18 protein-coding genes and 2 pseudogenes are annotated in these 20,607 nt (G+C 64.6%); 15 read left to right on the plus strand and 5 right to left on the minus strand.

Features of this window, described 5'->3' with window-relative positions; translation table 11 throughout:
• The first annotated feature begins 5 nt into the window (after positions 1–5).
• From AAFL97_RS04325 to AAFL97_RS04335, 3 genes are read left to right on the plus strand one after another with little or no spacing between them, the layout of a single operon-like run.
• Positions 6–1,175 (plus strand): acyl-CoA dehydrogenase family protein, encoded by a 1,170-nt coding sequence (locus AAFL97_RS04325; RefSeq protein WP_341643881.1) that lies wholly within the window; start codon positions 6–8, stop codon positions 1,173–1,175.
• Positions 1,176–1,190: 15 nt separating this feature from the next.
• Positions 1,191–2,174, plus strand: coding sequence for an NAD(P)H-dependent flavin oxidoreductase (locus tag AAFL97_RS04330; protein WP_341643882.1), 984 nt, complete (start codon positions 1,191–1,193; stop codon positions 2,172–2,174).
• A gap of 27 nt (positions 2,175–2,201) precedes the next feature.
• Entirely contained in the window at positions 2,202–2,852 is a 651-nt protein-coding gene (locus tag AAFL97_RS04335) for an EthD domain-containing protein (protein WP_341643883.1), read from the plus strand.
• A 154-nt stretch (positions 2,853–3,006) separates the two neighbouring features.
• Here AAFL97_RS04335 and AAFL97_RS04340 read toward each other — a convergent pair whose 3' ends face one another.
• Complete coding sequence (locus tag AAFL97_RS04340; RefSeq protein ID WP_341643884.1) at positions 3,007–3,918, minus strand: DMT family transporter; 912 nt, start codon at positions 3,916–3,918, stop codon at positions 3,007–3,009.
• Positions 3,919–4,038: 120 nt separating this feature from the next.
• Between AAFL97_RS04340 and AAFL97_RS04345 the strand changes: the two genes are divergently transcribed.
• A complete protein-coding gene (locus AAFL97_RS04345) occupies positions 4,039–4,947 on the plus strand; it encodes a LysR family transcriptional regulator (protein ID WP_341643885.1) in 909 nt (302 codons plus the stop codon).
• A gap of 163 nt (positions 4,948–5,110) precedes the next feature.
• Here the strand turns inward: AAFL97_RS04345 and AAFL97_RS04350 are convergent, their stop codons facing one another.
• On the minus strand, positions 5,111–6,214 hold the full coding sequence (locus AAFL97_RS04350; protein WP_341643886.1) for a Rieske 2Fe-2S domain-containing protein: 1,104 nt from the start codon (positions 6,212–6,214) through the stop codon (positions 5,111–5,113).
• A gap of 238 nt (positions 6,215–6,452) precedes the next feature.
• Between AAFL97_RS04350 and AAFL97_RS04355 the strand changes: the two genes are divergently transcribed.
• The 4 genes and pseudogenes from AAFL97_RS04355 to AAFL97_RS04370 all read left to right on the plus strand — a co-directional run bounded on the left by AAFL97_RS04355 (position 6,453) and on the right by AAFL97_RS04370 (position 12,412).
• Complete coding sequence (locus AAFL97_RS04355; protein WP_341643887.1) at positions 6,453–7,517, plus strand: MBL fold metallo-hydrolase; 1,065 nt, start codon at positions 6,453–6,455, stop codon at positions 7,515–7,517.
• A 16-nt stretch (positions 7,518–7,533) separates the two neighbouring features.
• Entirely contained in the window at positions 7,534–9,231 is a 1,698-nt protein-coding gene (locus AAFL97_RS04360; RefSeq protein WP_341643888.1) for a class I adenylate-forming enzyme family protein, read from the plus strand.
• A 163-nt stretch (positions 9,232–9,394) separates the two neighbouring features.
• The gene (locus AAFL97_RS04365) at positions 9,395–10,777 is read left to right on the plus strand and encodes a DUF1329 domain-containing protein (RefSeq protein ID WP_341643889.1); all 1,383 of its coding nucleotides are present in this window, start codon (positions 9,395–9,397) and stop codon (positions 10,775–10,777) included.
• Positions 10,778–10,859: 82 nt separating this feature from the next.
• Positions 10,860–12,412: pseudogene (locus AAFL97_RS04370) on the plus strand (DUF1302 domain-containing protein).
• Positions 12,413–12,447: 35 nt separating this feature from the next.
• On the opposite strand, the gene AAFL97_RS24545 reads toward AAFL97_RS04370, so the two are convergent.
• Positions 12,448–13,551, minus strand: coding sequence for a LysR family transcriptional regulator (locus tag AAFL97_RS24545; protein WP_445954467.1), 1,104 nt, complete (start codon positions 13,549–13,551; stop codon positions 12,448–12,450).
• A 171-nt stretch (positions 13,552–13,722) separates the two neighbouring features.
• On the opposite strand from AAFL97_RS24545, the gene AAFL97_RS04385 reads away from it, so the two are divergent.
• The 3 genes from AAFL97_RS04385 to AAFL97_RS04395 all read left to right on the plus strand — a co-directional run bounded on the left by AAFL97_RS04385 (position 13,723) and on the right by AAFL97_RS04395 (position 15,825).
• Entirely contained in the window at positions 13,723–14,658 is a 936-nt protein-coding gene (locus tag AAFL97_RS04385) for a pirin family protein (RefSeq protein WP_341643890.1), read from the plus strand.
• Positions 14,659–14,738: 80 nt separating this feature from the next.
• A complete protein-coding gene (locus AAFL97_RS04390) occupies positions 14,739–15,338 on the plus strand; it encodes a nitroreductase family protein (protein ID WP_341643891.1) in 600 nt (199 codons plus the stop codon).
• Between the two features lie 28 nt (positions 15,339–15,366).
• On the plus strand, positions 15,367–15,825 hold the full coding sequence (locus AAFL97_RS04395; protein WP_341643892.1) for an MFS transporter: 459 nt from the start codon (positions 15,367–15,369) through the stop codon (positions 15,823–15,825).
• A 145-nt stretch (positions 15,826–15,970) separates the two neighbouring features.
• Here AAFL97_RS04395 and AAFL97_RS04400 read toward each other — a convergent pair whose 3' ends face one another.
• Positions 15,971–17,065: an IS5 family transposase gene (locus AAFL97_RS04400; protein ID WP_341643893.1), complete on the minus strand. Its 1,095-nt coding sequence runs from the start codon at positions 17,063–17,065 to the stop codon at positions 15,971–15,973.
• Positions 17,066–17,154: 89 nt separating this feature from the next.
• Here AAFL97_RS04400 and AAFL97_RS04405 point away from each other — a divergent pair, with 89 nt between their 5' ends.
• Positions 17,155–17,322 (plus strand): hypothetical protein, encoded by a 168-nt coding sequence (locus AAFL97_RS04405; protein ID WP_341643894.1) that lies wholly within the window; start codon positions 17,155–17,157, stop codon positions 17,320–17,322.
• A gap of 9 nt (positions 17,323–17,331) precedes the next feature.
• Here the strand turns inward: AAFL97_RS04405 and AAFL97_RS04410 are convergent.
• Positions 17,332–18,085: pseudogene (locus AAFL97_RS04410) on the minus strand (IS5 family transposase).
• A gap of 355 nt (positions 18,086–18,440) precedes the next feature.
• Here AAFL97_RS04410 and AAFL97_RS04415 point away from each other — a divergent pair.
• From AAFL97_RS04415 to AAFL97_RS04425, 3 genes are read left to right on the plus strand one after another with little or no spacing between them, the layout of a single operon-like run.
• The gene (locus AAFL97_RS04415) at positions 18,441–18,944 is read left to right on the plus strand and encodes a hypothetical protein (protein ID WP_341643895.1); all 504 of its coding nucleotides are present in this window, start codon (positions 18,441–18,443) and stop codon (positions 18,942–18,944) included.
• Entirely contained in the window at positions 18,925–19,107 is a 183-nt protein-coding gene (locus AAFL97_RS04420) for a hypothetical protein (protein WP_341643896.1), read from the plus strand. The genes AAFL97_RS04415 and AAFL97_RS04420 overlap by 20 nt, the downstream gene beginning before the upstream one ends.
• A 10-nt stretch (positions 19,108–19,117) precedes the next feature.
• On the plus strand, positions 19,118–20,605 hold the full coding sequence (locus AAFL97_RS04425; protein ID WP_341643897.1) for a hypothetical protein: 1,488 nt from the start codon (positions 19,118–19,120) through the stop codon (positions 20,603–20,605).
• Positions 20,606–20,607 lie beyond the last annotated feature (2 nt).

The following is a 20,607-nucleotide window of genomic DNA, read 5'->3' on the forward strand; positions in this document are numbered from 1 at the left end:
TCGACATGGACGAATCGAGGTTTCGCAAGGAAGTCGCCGACTGGCTGGCCGCACACCTGAGCGGCCGTTTCGCCTGCCTGAAGCATCGCGGCGGGCCGGGCGACGAGGAAGCCTGGCCGGCGCTGCGCAAGGAATGGGAACAGGAGCTGGCCGGCGGCGGCTGGGTCGGCCTCGGCTGGCCGCAGGAGCATGGCGGCCGCGAACTGCCGCTGTCGCTGCAGATGGTTTTCCACGAGGAGTACGTGCGCGCCGGCGGGCCGGGCCGCATCGGCCACATCGGCGAGACCTTGCTGGCGCCGACGCTGATCGCGCTCGGTACGCCGGAACTGCAGCGCCGCTTCCTGCCCGGCATCCGCGAAGGCCGTGAATACTGGGCGCAAGGTTATTCGGAGCCGGGCGCCGGCTCGGATCTGGCCGCGATCACCACCCGCTGCTGGCAGGACGAGGACGGCAACTGGCGCTTGCAGGGGCAGAAGGTATGGACCTCGCTGGCGCACGAGTCCGACTGGATCTTCGTCGTCGCGCGCAGCACGCCCGGCTCGGTCGGGCGCGAGGGCCTGAGCTTCCTGCTCGTGCCGCTGCGGCAGCCGGGCATCGAGATCCATCCGATCCGGCAGATGACCGGCGAGGCCGAGTTCAATTCGGTGTTCTTCGATGGCGCGGTGACCGCGGCCGACTGCATCGTCGGCCAGCCGGGCGAAGGCTGGAAAGTGGCGATGGCGCTGCTCGGCTTCGAGCGCGGCGTGTCCACGCTGGGCCAGCAGATGCACTTCAGCCACGAGCTGCAACTGCTGATCGAGGTCGCCCGTGCCAATGGTGCGGCGCGCGATCCGGCGCTGCGCCAGCGCATCGCCGCTGCCTGGATCGGCCTGCAGGGCCTGCGCGACAACGGCCTGCGCATGCTCGAAGAGGACGGCGGTGCGACCGCGGTGCGCGCCGAGGCGCTGATCTACAAATACGCCTGGTCGAACTGGCACCGCGAACTCGGCCAACTGGCGATGGACGTGATCGGCGCTGCCGGCGACGTGCGTGCGGCAGACGATGCCGGCAGCGATGCGTTGCGCCGGCTGCAGCAGGTGTTCTTCTTCTCGCGCGCCGACACCATCTACGCCGGCACCAACGAGATCCAGCTCAACATCATCGCCGAGCGCGGCCTCGGCATGCCGCGCGGCTGACCCCGGAGACATCCCATGCCCATCCCCCGGATATTCGACGGCCGACTCGCCCTGCCGCTGATCGGTTCGCCGATGTTCCTCGCCAGCGGCGTGGAGCTGGTGCTGGCGCAGTGCAAGGCCGGCATCGCCGGCAGCTTCCCGACGCTCAACGCGCGCACGCCCGAACTGCTGGAAGAATGGCTGCTGCATATCCGCCGTGAGTTGGACGAGTGGAATACGGCTCATCCGGAGCGTCTCGCCGCGCCTTTCGGCGCCAACCTGATCCTGCACAAGTCCAACCCCCGGCGGGATGCCGATCTCGAGCATGTGGTGGCGCATCGCGTGCCCTTCGTCATCACGTCGGTCGGCCGTCCCGACGAAGTGGTCGAGAGGGTGCACGGCTACGGTGGCATCGTGCTGCACGACGTGATTAGCGCCGAGCATGCGCGCAAGGCGGTGTTGAGCGGTGTCGACGGCTTGATCCTGGTGTGCGCCGGCGCCGGCGGGCATGGCGGCACCCTGTCGCCGTTTGCGCTGCTGGCCGAAGTGCGCGAGTTCTGGGATGGCCCGGTGGCGCTCGCCGGTGCGCTGTCCAGCGGCCGTGCCCTGCGCGCGGCCGAAGTCATGGGTGCCGACCTCGGCTACATGGGCACACGCTTCCTCGCCGCCCGCGAGGCTGCTGCCGATGCCGGCCACAAGGACATGATCGTCGCCGACAGTGCGGCCGACATCGTCTATACGCCGGTGTTCAGCGGCATCTGGGCCAACTACCTGAAGAACAGCGTGCGTGCCGCGGGAGTCGATCCCGACACGCTCGAAGGGCGGCAGAACGGCGGCAAGGACGATCTGTTCGCCGGCCTCGACGGCAAGCCCAAGGCCTGGAAGGACGTCTGGTCGGCCGGGCAGGGCATCGGCAGCATCCGCGACGTGCCGAGCGTGGCCGAACTGGTGGCGCGCATGGAGCGCGAATACGCCGAGGCCGCTGCCCACCCCGCAGCCTTTGCCGGGGCTGGCGGATGAGCAAGTGATGGGTCTGCGCATTGGAAGATGATCTATCTGGCGAAGCGCAACCCCGCGCTTGCGCCCGAGGATTTTCCGCAGGCCTGGCGCGAGCATTCCGCGCTCGGCCGCCAGTGCCGCAACGTCCGGGACAAGGTGCTGGGCGTGCGCCAGTGTTCGCGCGTGCTCGAACGCGCCGACGTGCCGTGTGGCGCCAGCACGGCCTACGACGGCGTCAACCTGCTGACGCTGCGCGACCGCCAGGCTGCCGACGACATCTGGAGCGACGAGGAAACGCTGCGCATCATGCGGCCCGACGAGCCGCGGGTGTTTTCGACCTACGTGCGCGACTTCGCCCTGACCGCGTGCGAAACCGTGTTGGTCGATGGCGATGAAACCGAAGTGTGCATGGTGTTGCTCCTGCGCGGCGAGGCGATGTCCGCGAGCGCATTCGAGATCCTGCCCGGTTCGCCGTGGGCCGCTGCCGCGCGTGTGGTGTGGAACACGGTGGCAGGTGTGCGCCCGCCCGGCTATGAATACGACGTGATCGTCGAAGCCTGGTTCACCTCGGTCGAGGCGGTGGCAGGCGCTTTCGGCGAAGTCCTGGTGTGGGCGCGGTTGCCTGCGGCGTTGGCGGAAAAGGTCGATCCGGTGCGCTCGGTGTGCATGCTCACCCGCGTCACCCACCGCCGTCCCTGAAGGGGGTGTGGGGGACTGCCAGCGCCTGCCGATGAAGCGCTGGCGAGGTCGGCAGACGCGAAGGCATGAGGCTGTCGATACGAGTTGGCCAGTTCTCCCGAAAAAAGCCGTGTGCTTATCGCCGCATTGCCAGGAAGCCTGCCAAGGCCAGGATTCATTGGGACTTCATTGAAATGGCCATGCCGGCCGTGACGATCAATACTCCGCAAAGCGCCAGGGGGCTCGGAACCTCCCCAAGCATGAAGAATGCGGCGATCGTGGTGACGCAAGGTACGGCCGCGGTGAAAAGCGCGGTATCGACAGCCCCCAGAGACGCGACGGCACGCGAATAGACGAAGATCGACACTGCACCGATCAGCACGCCCTGGAAGACTGCCTGCAGCAGCACCTCCTGCCAGCTTGCCAGGAAAATCGATTTGCCCGGCAACATCAAATAGATTGGAAGGAAGCAGCACATCGAAAGCACGGCGACGATGGATGCTGTATGCGCGGGCGCCAGGCCTTGTCTGCGCGCGAGCACTCCATAGGCAGACCAGCAAACCGAAGCCAGCAGAAGGGCTCCATCGCCGAGCAACTGCCGCTGCGTGCTCGCCGAAACGCTGTCCCACGCCATGGCCGCAATGCCCAGGAGAATTGCGAACAAACCAATCATGCGACGGCCGCTGGCCTTCGCCGACGACATTGACCAGGCGAGCAAGAAGGTAAAGAGCGGAATCGTGCCGTGCAGGAGCACGGCCCCGTGCGAAGCGGGTGCGAGCATGAACCCGGTGTAGGCGCATAGGGCGAAGCCCAGTCCGCCAAAGAATGCCAGGGCTGCTGCATCGCGCGCCCGGATTCCCGAAAAACCATGGCGCAGCAGCACGGGCAGCAGCAGGAGTCCTCCGATCAGGAAGCGCAGCGCAGCAATGTCGATCAATTGCAGCGACGTCGCAAAACCCAATCGCGAAACGAGAGTGAACCCGGAGAACAGAAAGATGATCGTGATGCCGCAGGCAATGCCGATGATGCGGGTTCGGCGATCACTCTGCTGCGCAATAGGGGCTCCACCGCCGGCAGTCGATTTCATGCATGACCCTTCCATATGCCAGGAGGCTGCCCCTGCAGGTAGCTGGGGGCGATTCAATGGTGTGTCATGCCTAGATATCTGTAAAGTTGCATTCTCTGCACTTCAACTTCAGAAATTCTGATGCGAAATCTCAACTTGGATCAGTTGCAGACGCTGATAGCCATTGCAGATCTGGGTACCCTGGCAGCCGCAGCGCAGGCACTCCATCTGTCGGCGCCCACGGTCAGCCTGCATGTCAGCGAATTGGAGTCCCGTCTCGGCGTGACGCTCGTGCATCGGGGACGGCATCAAACACGTCTGACCCCGGCGGGTTCGCAATTGGTGTCGAGCGGCCGACGCTTGCTCAAACAAGTGGAGGATGATGTCGACAAGGTACGCAGATTCGCCGCCGGCGCCGAAGGCAAGGTACGGCTGGGTGCATCGGCTGGCGTGATCGCCAATTTTCTTCCCGATGTCCTCGAAACTCTGGCGCGACGCAAGCCCGGGATAGAGCTGGAGCTGGACGTTCTTGGCTCGCGCGAGACGATGCATGCATTGGATGCAGGTATTCTGGACATTGGCATCGTCGCGCTTCCGCAGAAAACGGAACGGCAGGTGGAGGTGAGCACCTGGCGCAGCGATCCGATGGTCGCTTTTCTACCGTTGGACTGGGACGCGCCAGAGTTGGTCACACCGGAGTGGCTGGCGCAGCGAGCGCTGATTTCCATCAAGAACGGTACCCAGATGCATCGCTTGACGGCTGCATGGTTCGGCAAGGCCGGATTCCAGCCGCGTGTGCGCGTGGAATTGGGTTTCCCCGTGGCGATCAAAGGGCTGGTGGCCGCCGGCTATGGCGCGGCGATATTGCCGTTGGAGCGCTCGGACGATGCCGCGTTGCACGCAAAAATGCAGCTGCGCGCCCTTAGCCCTTCGCTGGTCCGGCACATGGGCATCGTCCACCGGCACCTGGAGCCGCACGATGTGGCGATCCGTGAAGTGCTTCGGGCACTCGAGGAGTTTTCCGAGGCGGCAATTCCAACCGGGAAATAGTCCTGCCGATCCAGGCCCTGGTTTGGCGTACAGGGCTTGAGTGCAGCCCTTCGAAGTACCGGGTCGGGAGTCATCAAAAAAAACGGGCCTGCGCAGCGCGGCAGGCCCGATCCGCCAATGAGCGGGAGAGGGGGAGAGGGAAACCGAAACGCCGTGCCCGCCCTCAGGCAGGCTGTTCTTCCGTATAAGGCACCGCGCCCTTGGGCACGTAGAGGCCTTCGCACTGCTCCAGGAATTCCTGCTTCCTGGCGCGGGGGTTGTAGAACTGCTTGTACCAGATGCGCGCCTTCATGAAGGGGCCGTCGCTGGGGATGAACAGGCCGTTCAGGCAGGGGCCCTTGTTCGTCCACACCTCGAAGTCCTGCGCGAAGGCCAGGCGGCTGGCTTCCTGGAACTGGCGCGCGGCGATGGCATCCGGCTGGGTGACGACGTCGTTGCCGTTCGGCGACTTCACCAGCAGCGCGTGCCAGACCTTCAGCGAACCGTCCTCGACCGGGGTGTGGGTGATCATCAGCACGGCGTCGTACAGGCCGGTCAGGTGCGAGATCAGCACGCCGGGGCCGTGGTAGACGGTGACGGTGTGCAGGATCGGGCTGACACCGTCGGCGCCGACCAGGGTGCGGTGCGGACCACACTGGCGCTGGATGGCGTGGTGGGCCTTGAATTCGTTCTCGTACTTCTGCACGGTCGAGCCGTGGATCGGGCTCAGGTGGCCGTAGTCGCAGATGTTGTCGATCACTTCCTGCGGATGCTGCTCCAGCATGCCCAGGTGGTCGAATTTCCAGCGCACCCACGAGGGGTCGTCCCATTCCTTCAGGCTGGGCGGGTCCCATTCCGGCTCGCCGCCTTCGGGGTCGTGCCAGACCCAGATCGCGCCCAGGCTCTCGACCACCGTCCACGACTTGACGCAGGCGTTGGCCGGCACCGGCCCCTGGTGATAGGGGATGTCGTCGCACTTGCCGTCGGGGCCGAAGCGCCAGGCGTGGTAGGGGCAGCGGATGCCGTCGCCCTCGACGTTCGAGCCGCCGCCGTCGATGACCACGTAGGAGGTGTTGTTGGGTGCGGCGAGGTGGGTCTTCATGTGTGGACAGTAGGCGTCCAGCAGCACGACCTTGCCGGTGGCGCGGCCGCGGTAGAGCGCGAAGTCCTTGCCGAAGAAACGGACGGCGAGCGGCTTGTGGGTGTTCAGCTCTTCCGCGTCGGCGATCATGAACCAGCCGCGCGGGAAGGTGAATTCGCCGATGCGATAGTCTTTGGTTGTGGCCATGCGAGTCCTTGCTCCTCTTATCCTCGTTGTCGTGCCGTGGTGATCCTGCAGCCGCACGGGCCGGCAGTCAGCGTGGCCGATTCTGTCGGGCCGGATCGGGCCCCGCATCCCCTGTTTGGACGATGGTGCCGGCGGTGAGCGCGGTCCTTGCGGGCATCGTCCTTTTGGACGTGTCCGCCCGCGGGGCGCGCGCCTAAGGTGGGACGCGTAAAAAAGCCCGAACAAGGATGGAGACGACATGACGACAGCGACCGCAGAGGCCGGGCCAGAGGCAGGCGGCCGGATCGAATACCCGTTCGCACCGCCCCGTCCCGACGGCGAGCTGGTCGCCGTGGCCCCCGGCGTGTTCTGGGCGCGGATGCCGATGCCGATGCAGCTCGACCACATCAACGTCTATCTGCTGCGCGACAGCGACGGCTGGTTCGCCGTCGATACCGGGCTGAACATCGCACGGACGCGCGAGCTGTGGGAAGAAGTGGCCGAGCGGCACTTCGGCGGCCTGCCGCTGAAAGGCCTGATCTGCACGCATTTCCACTACGACCATGCCGGGCTGTCGGCCTGGCTGACCGAGCGCTTCGATGTGCCGCTGTACATGACCCATGGCGAATACTTCACCATGCGCACGCTCGCCGGCCCGCCGCCGGAGCCGCTGCCCGAACCCATGCTGCGCTTCTACCTGCGCGCGGGCATGGGACGCGAGCGCATCGAGGAGATGTTCGCCAAGCTGCGCCGCGATCCCTTCATGCCGCCGCAGCCTGCGTCCTTCAGCCGCCTGCGCGAAGGCCAGGTGCTGAACATCGGCGGACGCGACTGGCGGGTGGTGATCGGCGAGGGCCACTCGCCCGAGCATGCCTGCCTGTACTGCGAAGCCAACCGCCTGCTGATCGCCGGCGACCAGTTGCTGCCGCGCATCACCTCGAACGTGCTGGTGTCCGACATCGAACCCGAGGCCAACCCGCTCAAACTGTGGCTGGACTCGCTCGACCGTCTCGACCTGCTGGCGCCCGACACCCTGGTGCTGCCTTCGCATGAACGCGTGTTCCGCGGCCTGCGGCCGCGCGTGGCGGAGTTGCACGCCCACCACGAGGAGCAGTTCGGTATCGTGCGCTCGCACCTGCGCGAAACCGGCGCTGCCACCGCTTTCGAAACCAAGCAAAGGCTGTTTCCCCGCCAGTTGAGTGCGGTCGAGGACATGATGGCGCTGGGCGAAACCATCGCCCATCTGTCCTGCCTGCGTTACGCGGGCCAGGTCCGGCGCGTGCTCGACGACGACGGCCTGTACCGCTTCAGCCTTGCAAATTGATTCCAAGGAGTGATCGATGTTCCAGCTTTCCGAGCTTGCCGCCCAGGTTCGTGCCCAACTGACGGCGCCCGGCGCGCCATTCGAAGTGATCGAGGCCAGCGCCGGCGGCCGTCCGATCAGGATGTACCGCAACGCTTTCGGCACGCTGCCGCAGCTGATCGCCAGCGCGCGGGCGCACGGCGACAAGCCCTTCATCACCTGGCAGGGGGAGACGTGGTCGTTCGACCGCTTCTTCGCCGAAGCCGACGCCGTCGCCGCCCGGCTGCACGACTGGGGCGTGAGGCCGGGCGAGCGGGTGGCGATCGCGATGCGCAACCGGCCCGAATGGGCGGTGGTGTTCGTCGCGGCCGCGATGATCGGCGCGGTGCCGGCGCCGCTCAACAGCTTCGGCCTGGGCGAGGAACTGCACGACGCGCTGGCCTGCGTCGAGCCGAGCGTGCTGGCCTGCGACAGCGAACGCCTGGCCCGCATCGGCGGCGTGGCCAACTGCCGCATCCTGTGTGTGGGCGATACCGACCTTGCCGCAGGCGTGGACGATTTCCGCGCGCTGATCGCGCAGCTGGCCGGGCCCACGCCGCTGCCGCAAGTCGGTCCTGACGATCCGGGCCTGATCCTGTTCACCTCGGGCGCGACCAGCCGCGCCAAAGGCGTGTTGTCCTCGCAGCGCGCGGTGTGCCAGGCGCTGTTCAACATCGATTTCATCGGCGCCATCTCGGCGATGACATCGCCCGATGCGGTGGCCGCGCTGATGAAGAGCGGCTTGCCGCCGGCGACGCTGACTGCGGTGCCTCTGTTCCACGTCAGCGGCCTGCACGCCCAGATGCTGACTGCGCTGCGCAACGGCCGCCGCCTGGTGTTCCTGAATCGTTGGGATCCGGCGCAGGCCATCGACGTCATCCGCGCCGAGCGCATCACCCAGTTCAACGGCGCGCCATCGATGGTCATGCAACTGCTGGCCCAGCCCGGTTTCGACGACCCGGCCCAGACCGGCACGCTCGCCGGCCTCGGCCTCGGAGGTGCAGGGATGCCGCAGCGGCTGATCGACGAGGTGATGCGGCGCAGGCCCGATTCGCTGTCGGGCATCGGTTTCGGCCTGACCGAGACCAATGGCTCGGGTGCGGCGGCCTCGGGCAGGCTGTTCGCCTACAAGCCGCGCAGCTCGGGCATGGTGTCGCCGGTCATCGACGTGAGGGTAGTCGACGCCGCCGGGCAGGCCTTGCCGCCGGGCGAGCAGGGCGAGATCTGGCTGCGCGGCGCAACCCTGATGGAAGGCTACTGGCGCAACCCGGAGGCCACCGCCGCCGCGATCGACGCCGAGGAAGGCTGGTTTCGCACCGGCGACGTCGGCTATCTGGACGACGAAGGCTTCCTGTTCATCGTCGACCGTATCAAGGACGTCATCAACCGCTGCGGCGAGAAGATCGCCGCGGCCGAAGTCGAGTCCTGCCTGCTGCAGTTGCCCGAAGTGCTCGAAGCGGCGGTGTTCGCCGTGCCCGACGAGGACACCGGCGAAGCGGTGACGGCCGTGGTGTCGGTGCGCGAGGGCAGCAGGCTGGACGGGCAGGCACTGCAGGCGCACGTCGGCGCCCATCTGGCGGCCTACAAGGTGCCGGCCGTCGTCCATGTAGTGACCGAAGCCTTGCCGCGCAATCCGGCCGGGAAACTGCTCAAGGCGCAACTGCGCAGCGCCTTCATTGCTGCGCCGAAGGGCTGAGATATTCGTCCGATTTAGTCTCATCGGACGATGTAGCGGGTGACACGAAAACAAAACAATGCAACCGGATGCAGGAGCGGCACGAGATGGCGCAAAGCCTTCCGCATCCGGTTCGCAGGATCAATCGGGGCCACACCAAATGCCCAACAGGAAGGAGACTCAAATGAATAAAACCCGTGTCTGGGTGCCGGTCATGACAATGATCGCGTTGTCGATGGCCTCCGCGAATGCAGTGGCCAAGGCGAGCGAGGCTGAAGTCGCCAAGCTCGGCAAGGAGCTCACGTGCGTCGGTGCCGAGGCCGGCCCGAATGCGGACGGCAGCATCCCTGCCTTCTCGGGCAAATGGCTGGGCAAGCCGCCGCACGTCGATTACGAACTCCATTCCGGCAAGCACCCGGTCGACGTGTACCCCGACGACAAGCCCTTGTTCGCGATCACCGCGGCCAACGTCGACCAGTACGCCGACAAGCTGAGCGAAGGCCAGAAGGCGATGTTCAAGCGCTTCCCGGACACCTTCCGCATCCAGGTCTATGAGTCGCGGCGCGACTTCCGCTACCCGGACGTGATCTGCGAAGTGGCGAAGAAGAATGCCCTCGAAGCGGAACTGATCGACGGCGGCCTGGGCTTCTCCGGCTGGAAGGGCGCGATCGGCTTCCCGATCCCGACCGAGCCGATGGAAGTGCTGGCCAACATGAACATGCCCTACCGCGCCTACACCGAAGAGGTCGTCCGGGACGTGGCCGACGTGTCTTCCAACGGCAGCATCACCTGGGGCCGCCAGGTGAACAAGAACCTCAACGTCGTCACCAGCCCGGACCAGATCGGCAAGCCGATGGAAGGGCTGATGGCCTATTCCTTGACCGGTGCCTTGCTGCCCGAGCGCGACCGCGGCAGCTTCACTGCGTCGCAGGAGCCGGTAAACTTCGCCAGGGCCAAGCGCCTGGCCTGGCAGTACGACCCGGGTACCCGCCGCGTGCGCCAGCTGCCGACCTACGGCTTCGATTCGCCGATGGCCGGCTCGTCGGGCAAGATGACCATCGACCAGGATCGCCTGATGAACGGCGACCCCAGCCGCTATGAATGGAAGCTGCACGGCAAGAAGGAACTCTACATCCCCGCCAACACCTACCGCCTGCACGGCAAGGACGTGAAGTACGCCGACCTGCTGCAGAAAGGGCATGCCAACCCCGACCTGATCCGCTACGAGCTGCGCCGCGTCTGGGTGCTGGAAGGCACGCTGAAGGACGGCTACCGCCACGCCTTCGGCAAGCGCGTGATGTACATCGACGAGGACAACTGGCAGGCCTCGGTGGGTGATTACTACGACACCCGCGGCCAACTGTGGCAGCACGCCTTCATCGGCCACTACTACGCCTTCGACCTCAACGCCTGGCAGGCCGGCACCTCGTTCTACCACGACCTGAATTCGGGCGCCTACATCGGCTTCAACCTGATCCAGGAACGCGACAAGGCCTTCATCCTCAACAAGGGCGACCTCACCCCCGACATGTACACCCCGGCCGCCCTGCGCGCCCTGGGCCAGTGACCGCATCGACTTTCAGGGAGCACGCAGCATGAAACTGCACGAAAAAATGAAGCCGATCGCACTGGCGCTGATCGGCATGGGGATGGCCGCGCCGGCGCTGGCCTTCGAGGACATCGAGTTCGACAACGGCATGGTGCTCGAATCGCGCGTGACGGCCACCTACACCTTGTCGACCCGGCTGTCGTCGCCCGACCGCCTGCTGTCGTCCAATGCCACCAATGCCAACGGCAACGACGGCAACAACAACTTCGACAAGGGCGCGCTGACCTCGAACCGCGCCAGCCTGCTGCTCGACGCCAAGCTGCGGAAGGGCAACTCCGGCTTGGTGCTGTCGGCCAGTACCTTCTATGACGATGTCTATCATTCGGGCAACGACAACTCGAATGCGACTTTCCCGAACAAACGCAGCGGAGCGGCAGACCGCTTCTCTTCCGATACCAAGCGCTACCACGGCGGCTACAGCCGCCTGCTGGACGCCTATGCCTACACCGACTTCAGAATCGGCAGTGAAGGCCGTGCCACCGTCCGTGCGGGCAAGCATGTGGTGTCATGGGGCGAAACGCTGTTCATCCCCGGTATTTCCGGTGCGCAAGGCCCTGCCGACGGTACCAAGGCCGGCATCCCCGGCACCGAGGTCAAGGACCAACTGCTGCCGGAAGACCAGGTCTCGGTCCTGTATGAAGTCAACGACCGACTGTCGCTGATGGGCCACTACCAGTACGGATGGCACAAGACCATCGTCAACGCGCCGGGCTCGTTCATGAGTACTTCCGACATCGTCGGGCCGGGTGCCGTGTGCATGATCGGCGCGGCTGGATGTACCGTGCTGAAAGGCAGGGAATCGGCGCCGAACGGCGGTCAGTGGGGGTGGGCGCTAAGTACCGCGTCACTGACGAGACAGAGATCGGCCTGATCTATCTGAACTATCACGACCGTGCTCCGATGGTCGACGTCAACTACCTGGGGGCCAGCCCGAGCTTCAGTCACCGCTACTTCGAAGACATCAAGATGCTGGGGGCAACTTTCAGCACCAGCTTCGGCGTGGCGACGCTGGGCGGTGAGATTTCGTACCGCAAGGACGCACCGGCGCTGGTCAATGCACGCATGGCCGGTAGCGCGATTCCTACTGCGACCAGGGCCGACGTGCTCCAGACCAACCTCAACACCTTCATCAACCTCGGCCGCACTTTCCTGGCGCCACAGGGCAACTTCCTCGCCGAGCTTGCCTACACCGACGTGCGCAACCCCGAGGCGCGCCGCGTGCCGGGCGCGACCGGCGACGTGAGCTTCGGCGTGATCCCCACACCCGCCTCGGACAATCTGACCTTCGGCAGCTACGGCATCGCCTTTTCTTCGACCCTGAGCCTGACCTATCCGGGCATCATCGAGAACTGGGAATTGGGCGTGCCGATCAGTTACTCGCGCCAGCTCAAGGGCCGCACGATGCAAGGCAACCTCGGCATGGGCGAGGGCGACCACCGCCTGAGCGTCGGTGCGACGATGACCTATCGCCGTAACCTGCAGATCGGCCTGACCTACCTGGGCTATTTCGGCGATGCCAGCCTCGACCCGGTCAAGAACCGTCAATTGACCGATCGCGATCAGTTGTCGTTGGTGGTGAAGTACACCTTCTGATCCACTGCTGTTCCGGCGTCCAGCCCGCTCGCGCGTCAAGCGCGGCGGGCTTTTTTGCATGTGCGCCCAGCATGGGCGCGCTCCTGCGGGTGCAAGTCCCGCCGTAAATCGATCGCAGCGAACGAAGTGAAGCGCAACTGCGCGAGGGTGGCGTAGTTGCAATACATGAGCATCCGGCTCACGTCAGCATGGATCACACCACCGGCAGGTAGCACCCTTCTCTTGCCAACTGCGCGAATTCTTTCGCCAGGAAATCCAGAAGCTGGCGCACTGCCGGCCGCATGCCTCGGTGCGAAGCGAAAGCGGCTTGCACGGTGCCTGCGGGAGGTGCCCAGCCGGGCAGCAGTTCGAGCAGTTGGCGCTCGTTCAGGGCTGAATGCACCAGCATGCGCGGCAGCGGCGCGCAGCCTACGCCAGCCAACACCGCGCACATTAGAGAGCCTACGTCGTTCTACCACCAGGCGGGGCTGGTGCCGCACTTCGGCACGCTCACCGGCTGGGCCGATCAGTGTCCAGTAGGTTTCGTCTGTCGAGTTGCCCAAGCCGAGTGTGGGTAGGTGCGCGAGGCCGGCGGGGGTGGTGGGCGGAGTTGTGCTGGTCAGTATCTCGGGTGCGGCCACCAGCACATGCGAACTGCGCGCAAGCGACTTGACGATCTCGTCGGAGTGCGCGGAGGGCATGGAGCCATCGGGCGTGGCAAAGCGGACGCGCAGCGCCAGGTCGACGCCGTCATGCCAGAGATCGACATTGCGGTTGGTCGATTCGACACGAACCACCACTTGAGGCCAGGTGCACAGGAACTTCGCCAGCATCCCGGCCACCGCGTATTGCAGCAGCGCTGGCGGGCACGAGAGGCGGACCGTGCCGCGCGGCGTGGCTGTTTCTTCGGCGGAAAGGGCCAGCGCGGCCTCGGCTTCGGCCAGCATGGCGCGCGCATGCAGCAGGGTGCGTTGGCCGATGTCGGTCACGGCAAATCGCCGCGTGCTGCGCTGGATCAGCCGCACGCCCAATTTGGCCTCCAACTCGGCGACGCGGCGGCTGAGCTTGGATTTGGGAATGCCCGTGGCGCGCTCGGCTGCGGCGAAGCCGCCATGTTCGGCCACCTGGACAAAGTACGCGAGGTCGTTGAGGTCTTCCATGCAGCCATTGTTCCATGTGTAGGACGCTGAGAGGCATTTTGGCAGCTTTTTTCCCGATGGAGGCCGCCCCTACCATCAATACACACGCTCGCAGTTCAGCCAACTTCGAAATTGAAATGAAAAAGGTTCTTGGAAATCAGCCGGAGCAGAGATACGGAAAGGAGTATTGCCATGAGTTGGAACCCAAGCATTGAAGCGCTTTTCCCGAAAGCAGGAAAACTCGACTCGATTGAAACGCAGATCATTCCGCGTGCGCGCGATCTCGGCGGCTTCGAGGTCAAGCGCGCCCTGCCTGCCCCCGCCCGGCAGATGGTGGGGCCGTTCATTTTCTTCGACCAGGTGGGGCCGGCCGAATTTCTCACCGGCGGCGGCATCAATGTGCGGCCTCATCCGCATATCGGGCTGGCAACAGTGACCTATCTCTACCACGGCGAATTCCAGCACCGGGATTCGTTGGGTTCGAACCAGATGATCACCCCGGGCGCAGTGAACTGGATGATCGCCGGCCGTGGCGTGACCCATTCCGAGCGCGCCACCGCGGCCACGCGCGCGGGCAAGAGCAGCCTGTTCGGGATTCAGACATGGGTGGCGCTCCCCGAGGATGCTGAGGAAACCAACGCGAGCTTCGAGCATCACGGCAAGGAGGAACTTCCGTTTCTTGAGGGTGAAGGCAAACAGGTCCGCCTGATCCTGGGATCGGCATGGGGCGAAAGGGCGCCGGCGAAGACTTTCAATGAGATGTTCTACGCCGACGCGGTGCTCGAACCCGGTGCGGCTCTGCCACTGCCTGACGATCACGAGGATCGCGGGCTCTACGTCACGGTCGGATCGGTCGAGATCGCGGGCGAGCGCTTCGAGAGCGGGCGGATGCTGGTGTTCCGGCCCGGCGACGCCATCACCGTGCGCGCCGGCGAACGCGGCGCACGCCTGATGTTGCTCGGCGGCGAGACGCTGAGCGGCCCGCGCTACATCTGGTGGAATTTCGTCGCATCCTCGCAGGAGAAGATCGATGCCGCCAAGCAGGCCTGGGCGCAAGGCGATTGGGCCCACGGCCGATTTCAACTGCCTCCGGGGGACGACCAAGAGTTCATCCCGCTGCCGGATTGAACGGCGACCATCCTTGATTGCATTTCCTTCAAACCCAGCCAAATTTTCGATCTCCATCTCCTAACCATAAGGATGTCAACATGACCAGCAACGCCATTTCGCTGTACACCAAGCGCCGCACCCAATACGCCCTGGGCAGGGAACTGCCCATCTCCGAGGCTGACGCCGAGGCGCTCATCCGCCAGGCGATCCGCATCGCGCCTTCGGCGTTCAATTCGCAAAGCTCGCGCGCCGTGATCCTGTTCGGTGCGATGCATGAAAAACTGTGGAACATCACGCGGAAAACGCTGCGCGCGATCGTGACGGCGGACGCGTTCGCGCCGACGGACGCCAAGATGAATGCTTTCGCTGCGGGCGCAGGAACCGTGATGTTTTTCGAGGATCACGACGTCATCGAGGAATTGCAGAAGCAATTCCCGCTGTATGCCGATGCCTTTCCCATGTTTTCCGAGCATTCGGCTGGCATGGCGCAGTTTGCGGTCTGGACTGCGCTGGCTGAGGTCGGTATCGGTGCGAGCTTGCAGCACTACAGCCCGTTGATCGACGCGGAGGTCGCCAAGCAATGGAATCTTCCCGCTTCGTGGAAGATGCGCGCGCAGATGCCGTTCGGCTCGAATCTCCAGTCGTTCCCGGAAAAGACCTTCATCGCGGACGAGGTGCGGTTCAAGACTTTCCGATGACGGTTTCTCGATTTGAATTCCCTTGGGTATGCGCGTGCCCGCGGCGGCCGACACACGTAACAAGGGCGCGGCGCAGGATGTGCGAAGTGTGCTCCTCTCACATCCTACGGTGCTGCTGGCGCTGGCCTTCGCGGTCTACAACATCCTGTATTTCGCCATGATGTCCTTCCTGCCCAGCTTCCTGATGGAGCAGGTGGGTCTGTTGATGGCGCAGGCAGGCACTGCGGGCGCCGCAATCGTGCTCGTGAATGCGGCGGGCAATGTGTTCGGAGGACTCTGCCTGCAACGCGGCATGAAGCCTGCGCGGCTGATGGCGCTGGGTTTCCTGATCGCGGGCCTTCTGGGGGTGCTGGCGTACTTACCCTATGTGCCGGCGCTCGCAGTGTTGGTGCTGTGCGTGGCCTTTTCGGCTGCATCGGGTGTGCTGCCCGTCGTCTTCCTGGCCTGCGTGCCGCACTCGGCGCCCGCGCCGCATCTAACAGGGTGATGCAAAAACGCGGAATGCTGCAGCCATGTTGGAGGCCGGCTTGATTGTCGCGACGACTTCGTTCCGGAAACTGAATTTTGGAAGCGATGCGTTTTATCGGAGCGGTCGTTCGGAGATGCCGAAAAGGTTCGGTCGCCGGCCTCGTTCATGTATTCTTCAGCCCCGCGCCGCTCAATTTCGCGATTCGCAGAAGGTTGTAAGCTGCTCCCGAGATGAAGGCCGCCATCTGGGTTTTGGCCTGTCCAATGAAACGCGTCTTGCGCAATCCGCCGACGGTTTTCAGCCAGCCGAAGATTTCTTCAACGCGTTTTCGCTTTCGCTGGCTGATTCGATACCCTTCGGTGCAGGTCGTGCGACCATCAAGTCCCGGCGTTTTGCGATCAGCAATTCTCGCGATATGCGGACGAATCTGATGCTCGCGCAGGTGCGCGACGAAATCCTTGACGTTGTAACCCTTGTCCGCCGCCAACGTCTTGGGATGAATGCGACGGCGACGGGCGCGCGTGAGCAGGGATCGTGCAGCACGGTGTTCGGCCTGCGTCGATTCGGTGATCAGAATGTCGACGCACAGCCCGTGGCGGTTCTCCATGAGCACATGCCCGCCGTAGCTGAGCTTCGCCGGCTGGCCGTTGCCCTTTCTCATGAGGCGAGAGTCCGGATCGGTTGTGCTTTGATGCGTTGCGTTCGAGCGCTTCTCACCCTTGAAGTCGACCATCCCGGTGCCGTCGCCGCCGTCCTTCGGGGGCTCACCGTCCTTGCGCTTGAAGCTCTTGAACGAGGCCCAGGCGTCAATCAACGTGCCGTCGACAGTGAAATGATCCGACGACAACAGGTGCTCCCGGCGCGCGAGGCACACCACTTCATCGAAAAAGCGCCGTGCCACGTCGGTTGCGACAAGGCGTTCGCGAAGGCGGCTGAAGTTCGATTGATCGAGGCTGGCGCTCTCCAGATCCATGTCGAGAAACCAACGAAAGAGGATGTTGTAGTCGAGTTGCTCGCAAAACTGCCGATCCGAGCGAATCGAGTACAGCGCGATCAGCAATTGGCCCTTGAGGAGGCGCTCGGGGGGAATCGACGGGCGTCCCACGCTCGAATACAGCACATCCAGCTCCGCCGAGATGGCGGCGAGCGCTCGGTCGGCCAGCTTCTTCACCCGCCGCAGCGGGTGCTCCGGGGGGACGCGCGACTCGGGCGAGAAGTAATGGAACATCGAGGACTGGGGGGCAAGTTGGCCGCGCATCGCTGTCAGGATGGAAGTTTCGGGAACGTCTTTATGACAAACGCCATCTTGGTTCGTTCACTGAGTTCTGCATCAATCTGCTAACGCCCATGAGCCTGGGACTGGTCATGCAGGGCAACTACTTGGGACAGGTCATCGCTCCAATGCAGACGGGTGCGCTCCTCGCGGCCTTTGGTTGGCTTTCCGTCAGCGTGCAGATCGGTATCGCTGCGCTCGCTGGGCTTGCGTTGATATGGGTCTACGGTAAGTATGGCTAGGGCGTGTTATCAATTGATGAGGATGACAGAGGCAATCCAGTGTATCGCGCCCAGGAAGTTACGTGCGGTCTTGTCGTAGCGGGTGGCAATAGCGCGGTACTGCTTGAGCTTGGCAAAGAAGTTCTCGATCAGGTGTCGATCCTTGTACAGCGCACGGTCGTAGTCCCGCTTTACTTTGCGCGTTGGATGGGAAGGGATGACGATCTGTGCGCCGTGCGCCTGCAAGGGCTCAATGACCCGTGCCGTGGCGTCGTAGGCGCGGTCGGCGAGCAAGGCTCCCACGGATAGCGCCGGCAGCAACGCATCGGCTCCTTCCAGGTCTGAGGCTTGGCCAGCGGTGAGATGGAAGGCCACGGGATTGCCCAGGGCATCGACCACCGCATGGATTTTGCTGCTCAGTCCGCCGCGGCTGCGTCCGATGGCCTGCGGCGCCCCCTTTTGCCCCGGCGCTGTGCTGATGCGCCCGGACGATGGTGCTGTCGATCATCGCGTATTCGTTGTCGGCATCTTGGGACAAGGCCTCGAACACCTTTTGCCACACGCCGGAGCGGCTCCAGCGGCTATGGCGCAGGTGAATCACCCGAAAGTCGCCGAAGCGCTCGGGCAGGTCTCGCCAAGGGATGCCCGCGCGGTAGCGATAGAGTACGGCCTCGACGAATAGCCGATTGTCCTTGGCGGTCACACCTACATGGCCGGCGCGCCCGGGGAGCAGATCGCGGATGCGATCCCATTGATCATCTCGTAGAGCGTAACGGCGGGCCATGGCATGTTGGAAGCAGCAAAGGGGGCTCAAGTATCGCTTAGTTGGTCAATTGATGACACACCCTAGGTGCTGCAGGATATGGCACAAGCCCAAGAGCTGATCTATAGTGTGAAGCGGAAATCTAGGCCAACCACCCCTATGGTTTGCTTTCGACAAGAGCAGTCACTGACCGGAGGTAATCCTGATGACGGCAACCCGCCTTGAGCGAACATCGCTTTTCTGGATGGCAACTTTGCAGCGGTCGCCGCCGTTACTACCTAAACGGCGAGCGAACGGTCTGCGATCGCTGAAGCCTTTGTAGCTCGCGTAGCCCGAACGACCGCACTGAAGTGGCCTGCGGACAGAACCAGTTGCGATGTCGGTGCATCCTGGATGCTGCCACGTTGGGGCCGGTCTGCATCGCGCGCTGGAAATTGCTTTGATGGGGGAGCCGCTCGATGCGAAAAGTGCGGTGCGCATCGGCCTCATCAAACGGCTGGAGCCGGCCCAACGGCTGGAGCAGCTCGAGACAGAAATACAGCTAGAAGTTCCGCGCAGGGTAGCGTCAGCGCCCCCTTTTCTGGCGCGGTCTCCGTATAGTCGGCGGCTTCTACGCACAGCGAAAAGAGCACATGATGATCTGGAAAAGCCGATTTCTGTCAAGGAGCTGTCCTCGATCCACGTGGGCACCGCCGTCGGGCACTTGGGCATCGAGTTCCAGGAGTTGGCAACATTTCATCGCGTGCCAGTCGACTCCGCCACCCGCCAGCCGTACGGGCTGCTGCACGGCGGCGTCAGTGTGGCGCTGGCCGAGATACTGGGCTCCTGCGGTGCCGCGCGTGGCGTGTCCGAGGGCTGGCGTGCCGTGGCTGGACATTAAGTCCAACCACCTGTATGGAGCCACCAGCGGCTGGTTCACCGGCGTGCCGCGGCCCGGGCACACGGGGCGCAGCATGCATTGGTGGCAGATCGACCTGCGCAACGATGCGGGCCAGTTGGCTTGCGTGTCGCGCATCCCGGTGGCGATCCTGGCGCCGCGCTGAGGGCTAGGCGATGCAGGACTGCACCGATTGGACACGTCTGGACGCCCAGGCTGATCGCCGATTCCGCCTGCAGCAGGCGGCGCTGATCGAATATGCGCGCACGACCTTGCCGACGCGCCTGTCGCGCAGGGTCGTCACGGGCGGGCGCAAGGACCCCAGCGCTACGCCGGCCGAGATCTGGCGGCGCGGCGACGAATGGGCTCTGGTCTGGCATGTGCGCCACGAATCAGCTGACGCTGCCAGCCCCAGCCAGCGAGCCGTGGGCTTCCTGCGCAAGGCGCCGGACCGGCCGGTCATCGTCCTCGCGCCGGCGGACCACGACCCACTGCCGGCCTGCTTCGCGGATGCCGAGCCGATCCTGTTCACCGCCGAGTTCTGGCGATCCGACCGGGTGGAGGATGCCGCCCCACCGCGACCGTCCACGAGCCCGCCGGCGGCAAGCCCGCCTGCCCCCGCGCCCGCGTCTGCGGCGACACCCGGGCCGGAGCCAGCGCCAGCTGCGCGGGCAACAGCGGGAGAAGCCGCCGAAAAGAGGCACGTCCAGCGGATCGAGGAAGCACACAAAGCGATCGACACAGCGTTTCGCAAGCAGGTGGCCAAGGACACGTCGTTGCCGCTGGTCGACTTCTCGCTCAGCCGCATCGAGACGCCGCCGGCCGCCACCGACTGGCGGCTGCAACCCGACCTGACAGAGCGCGCGCGCGTCGCGATCCTGCTAAAGGAGGCCCAGGTGTGCAATTTCCATCTGGAAGCCAAATCGACCGAGCGCATGGTGCTGCTCGAACGCGCCGTGCCGTTCTACAAGGACTGCTGCCTCTACCGGGTCATCGACATGCGCGGGCCACGCAGCCGCTTCGCCAGCTTCGTACTGCACCGCCCCACGGCTGACCTGGCTGCGCTGAGCACGATGTCGGCGCCCATCCATGCCTTCAACCAGCGGCGGCACGCGCGCGGGGAGTTGCTGATCGACGACGCGAGCGCGGGCGCTTACCTGCGCTTCTTCTGCGAGTTCATTCATGCCGAGGCGGGCGCCTTTTCCGTGGTCGAGCACCCGCATGAGATTCGCTGGCTCACGCACCGGCAGGAAGGCGAGAGCACGACGCGCAAGGCCGCCGACACCGCGCGCTCGAACCGGCAGCTCAAGAGTGCGCTGCTCGGGGCGCTGGCCCCCGTATCGCTGTACGAGGCCGCCTACGGCCCTGCGGCCGCTGAGCCCCAGCCGGAGCCAGCGCCAGAGCAGCAGCCTGCGGCGCCTGGTGCCAAGCAGCCGTCGGCACAGGTGCCGACCACACTGTACTGCCGTGCCTGGATCGGCCATGGGCGCCATCTTTTCGCCGCCGGCATGGCGGTGCACCGCAACGGCTCGGTCGATATGTTCGAGGACGAACCACTGCACGAGTCGGCCCTGCCGATCCAGCCCCTGAGCTTCAACGTCGAGTTCCAGTTTACGCTGCGCACCGACGAGCGCAAGGTGCATCGACCACCCGAGACCTCCTGAAC

The organism is Thauera sp. SDU_THAU2 (assembly GCF_038260575.1).
GTDB lineage: Bacteria > Pseudomonadota > Gammaproteobacteria > Burkholderiales > Rhodocyclaceae > Thauera.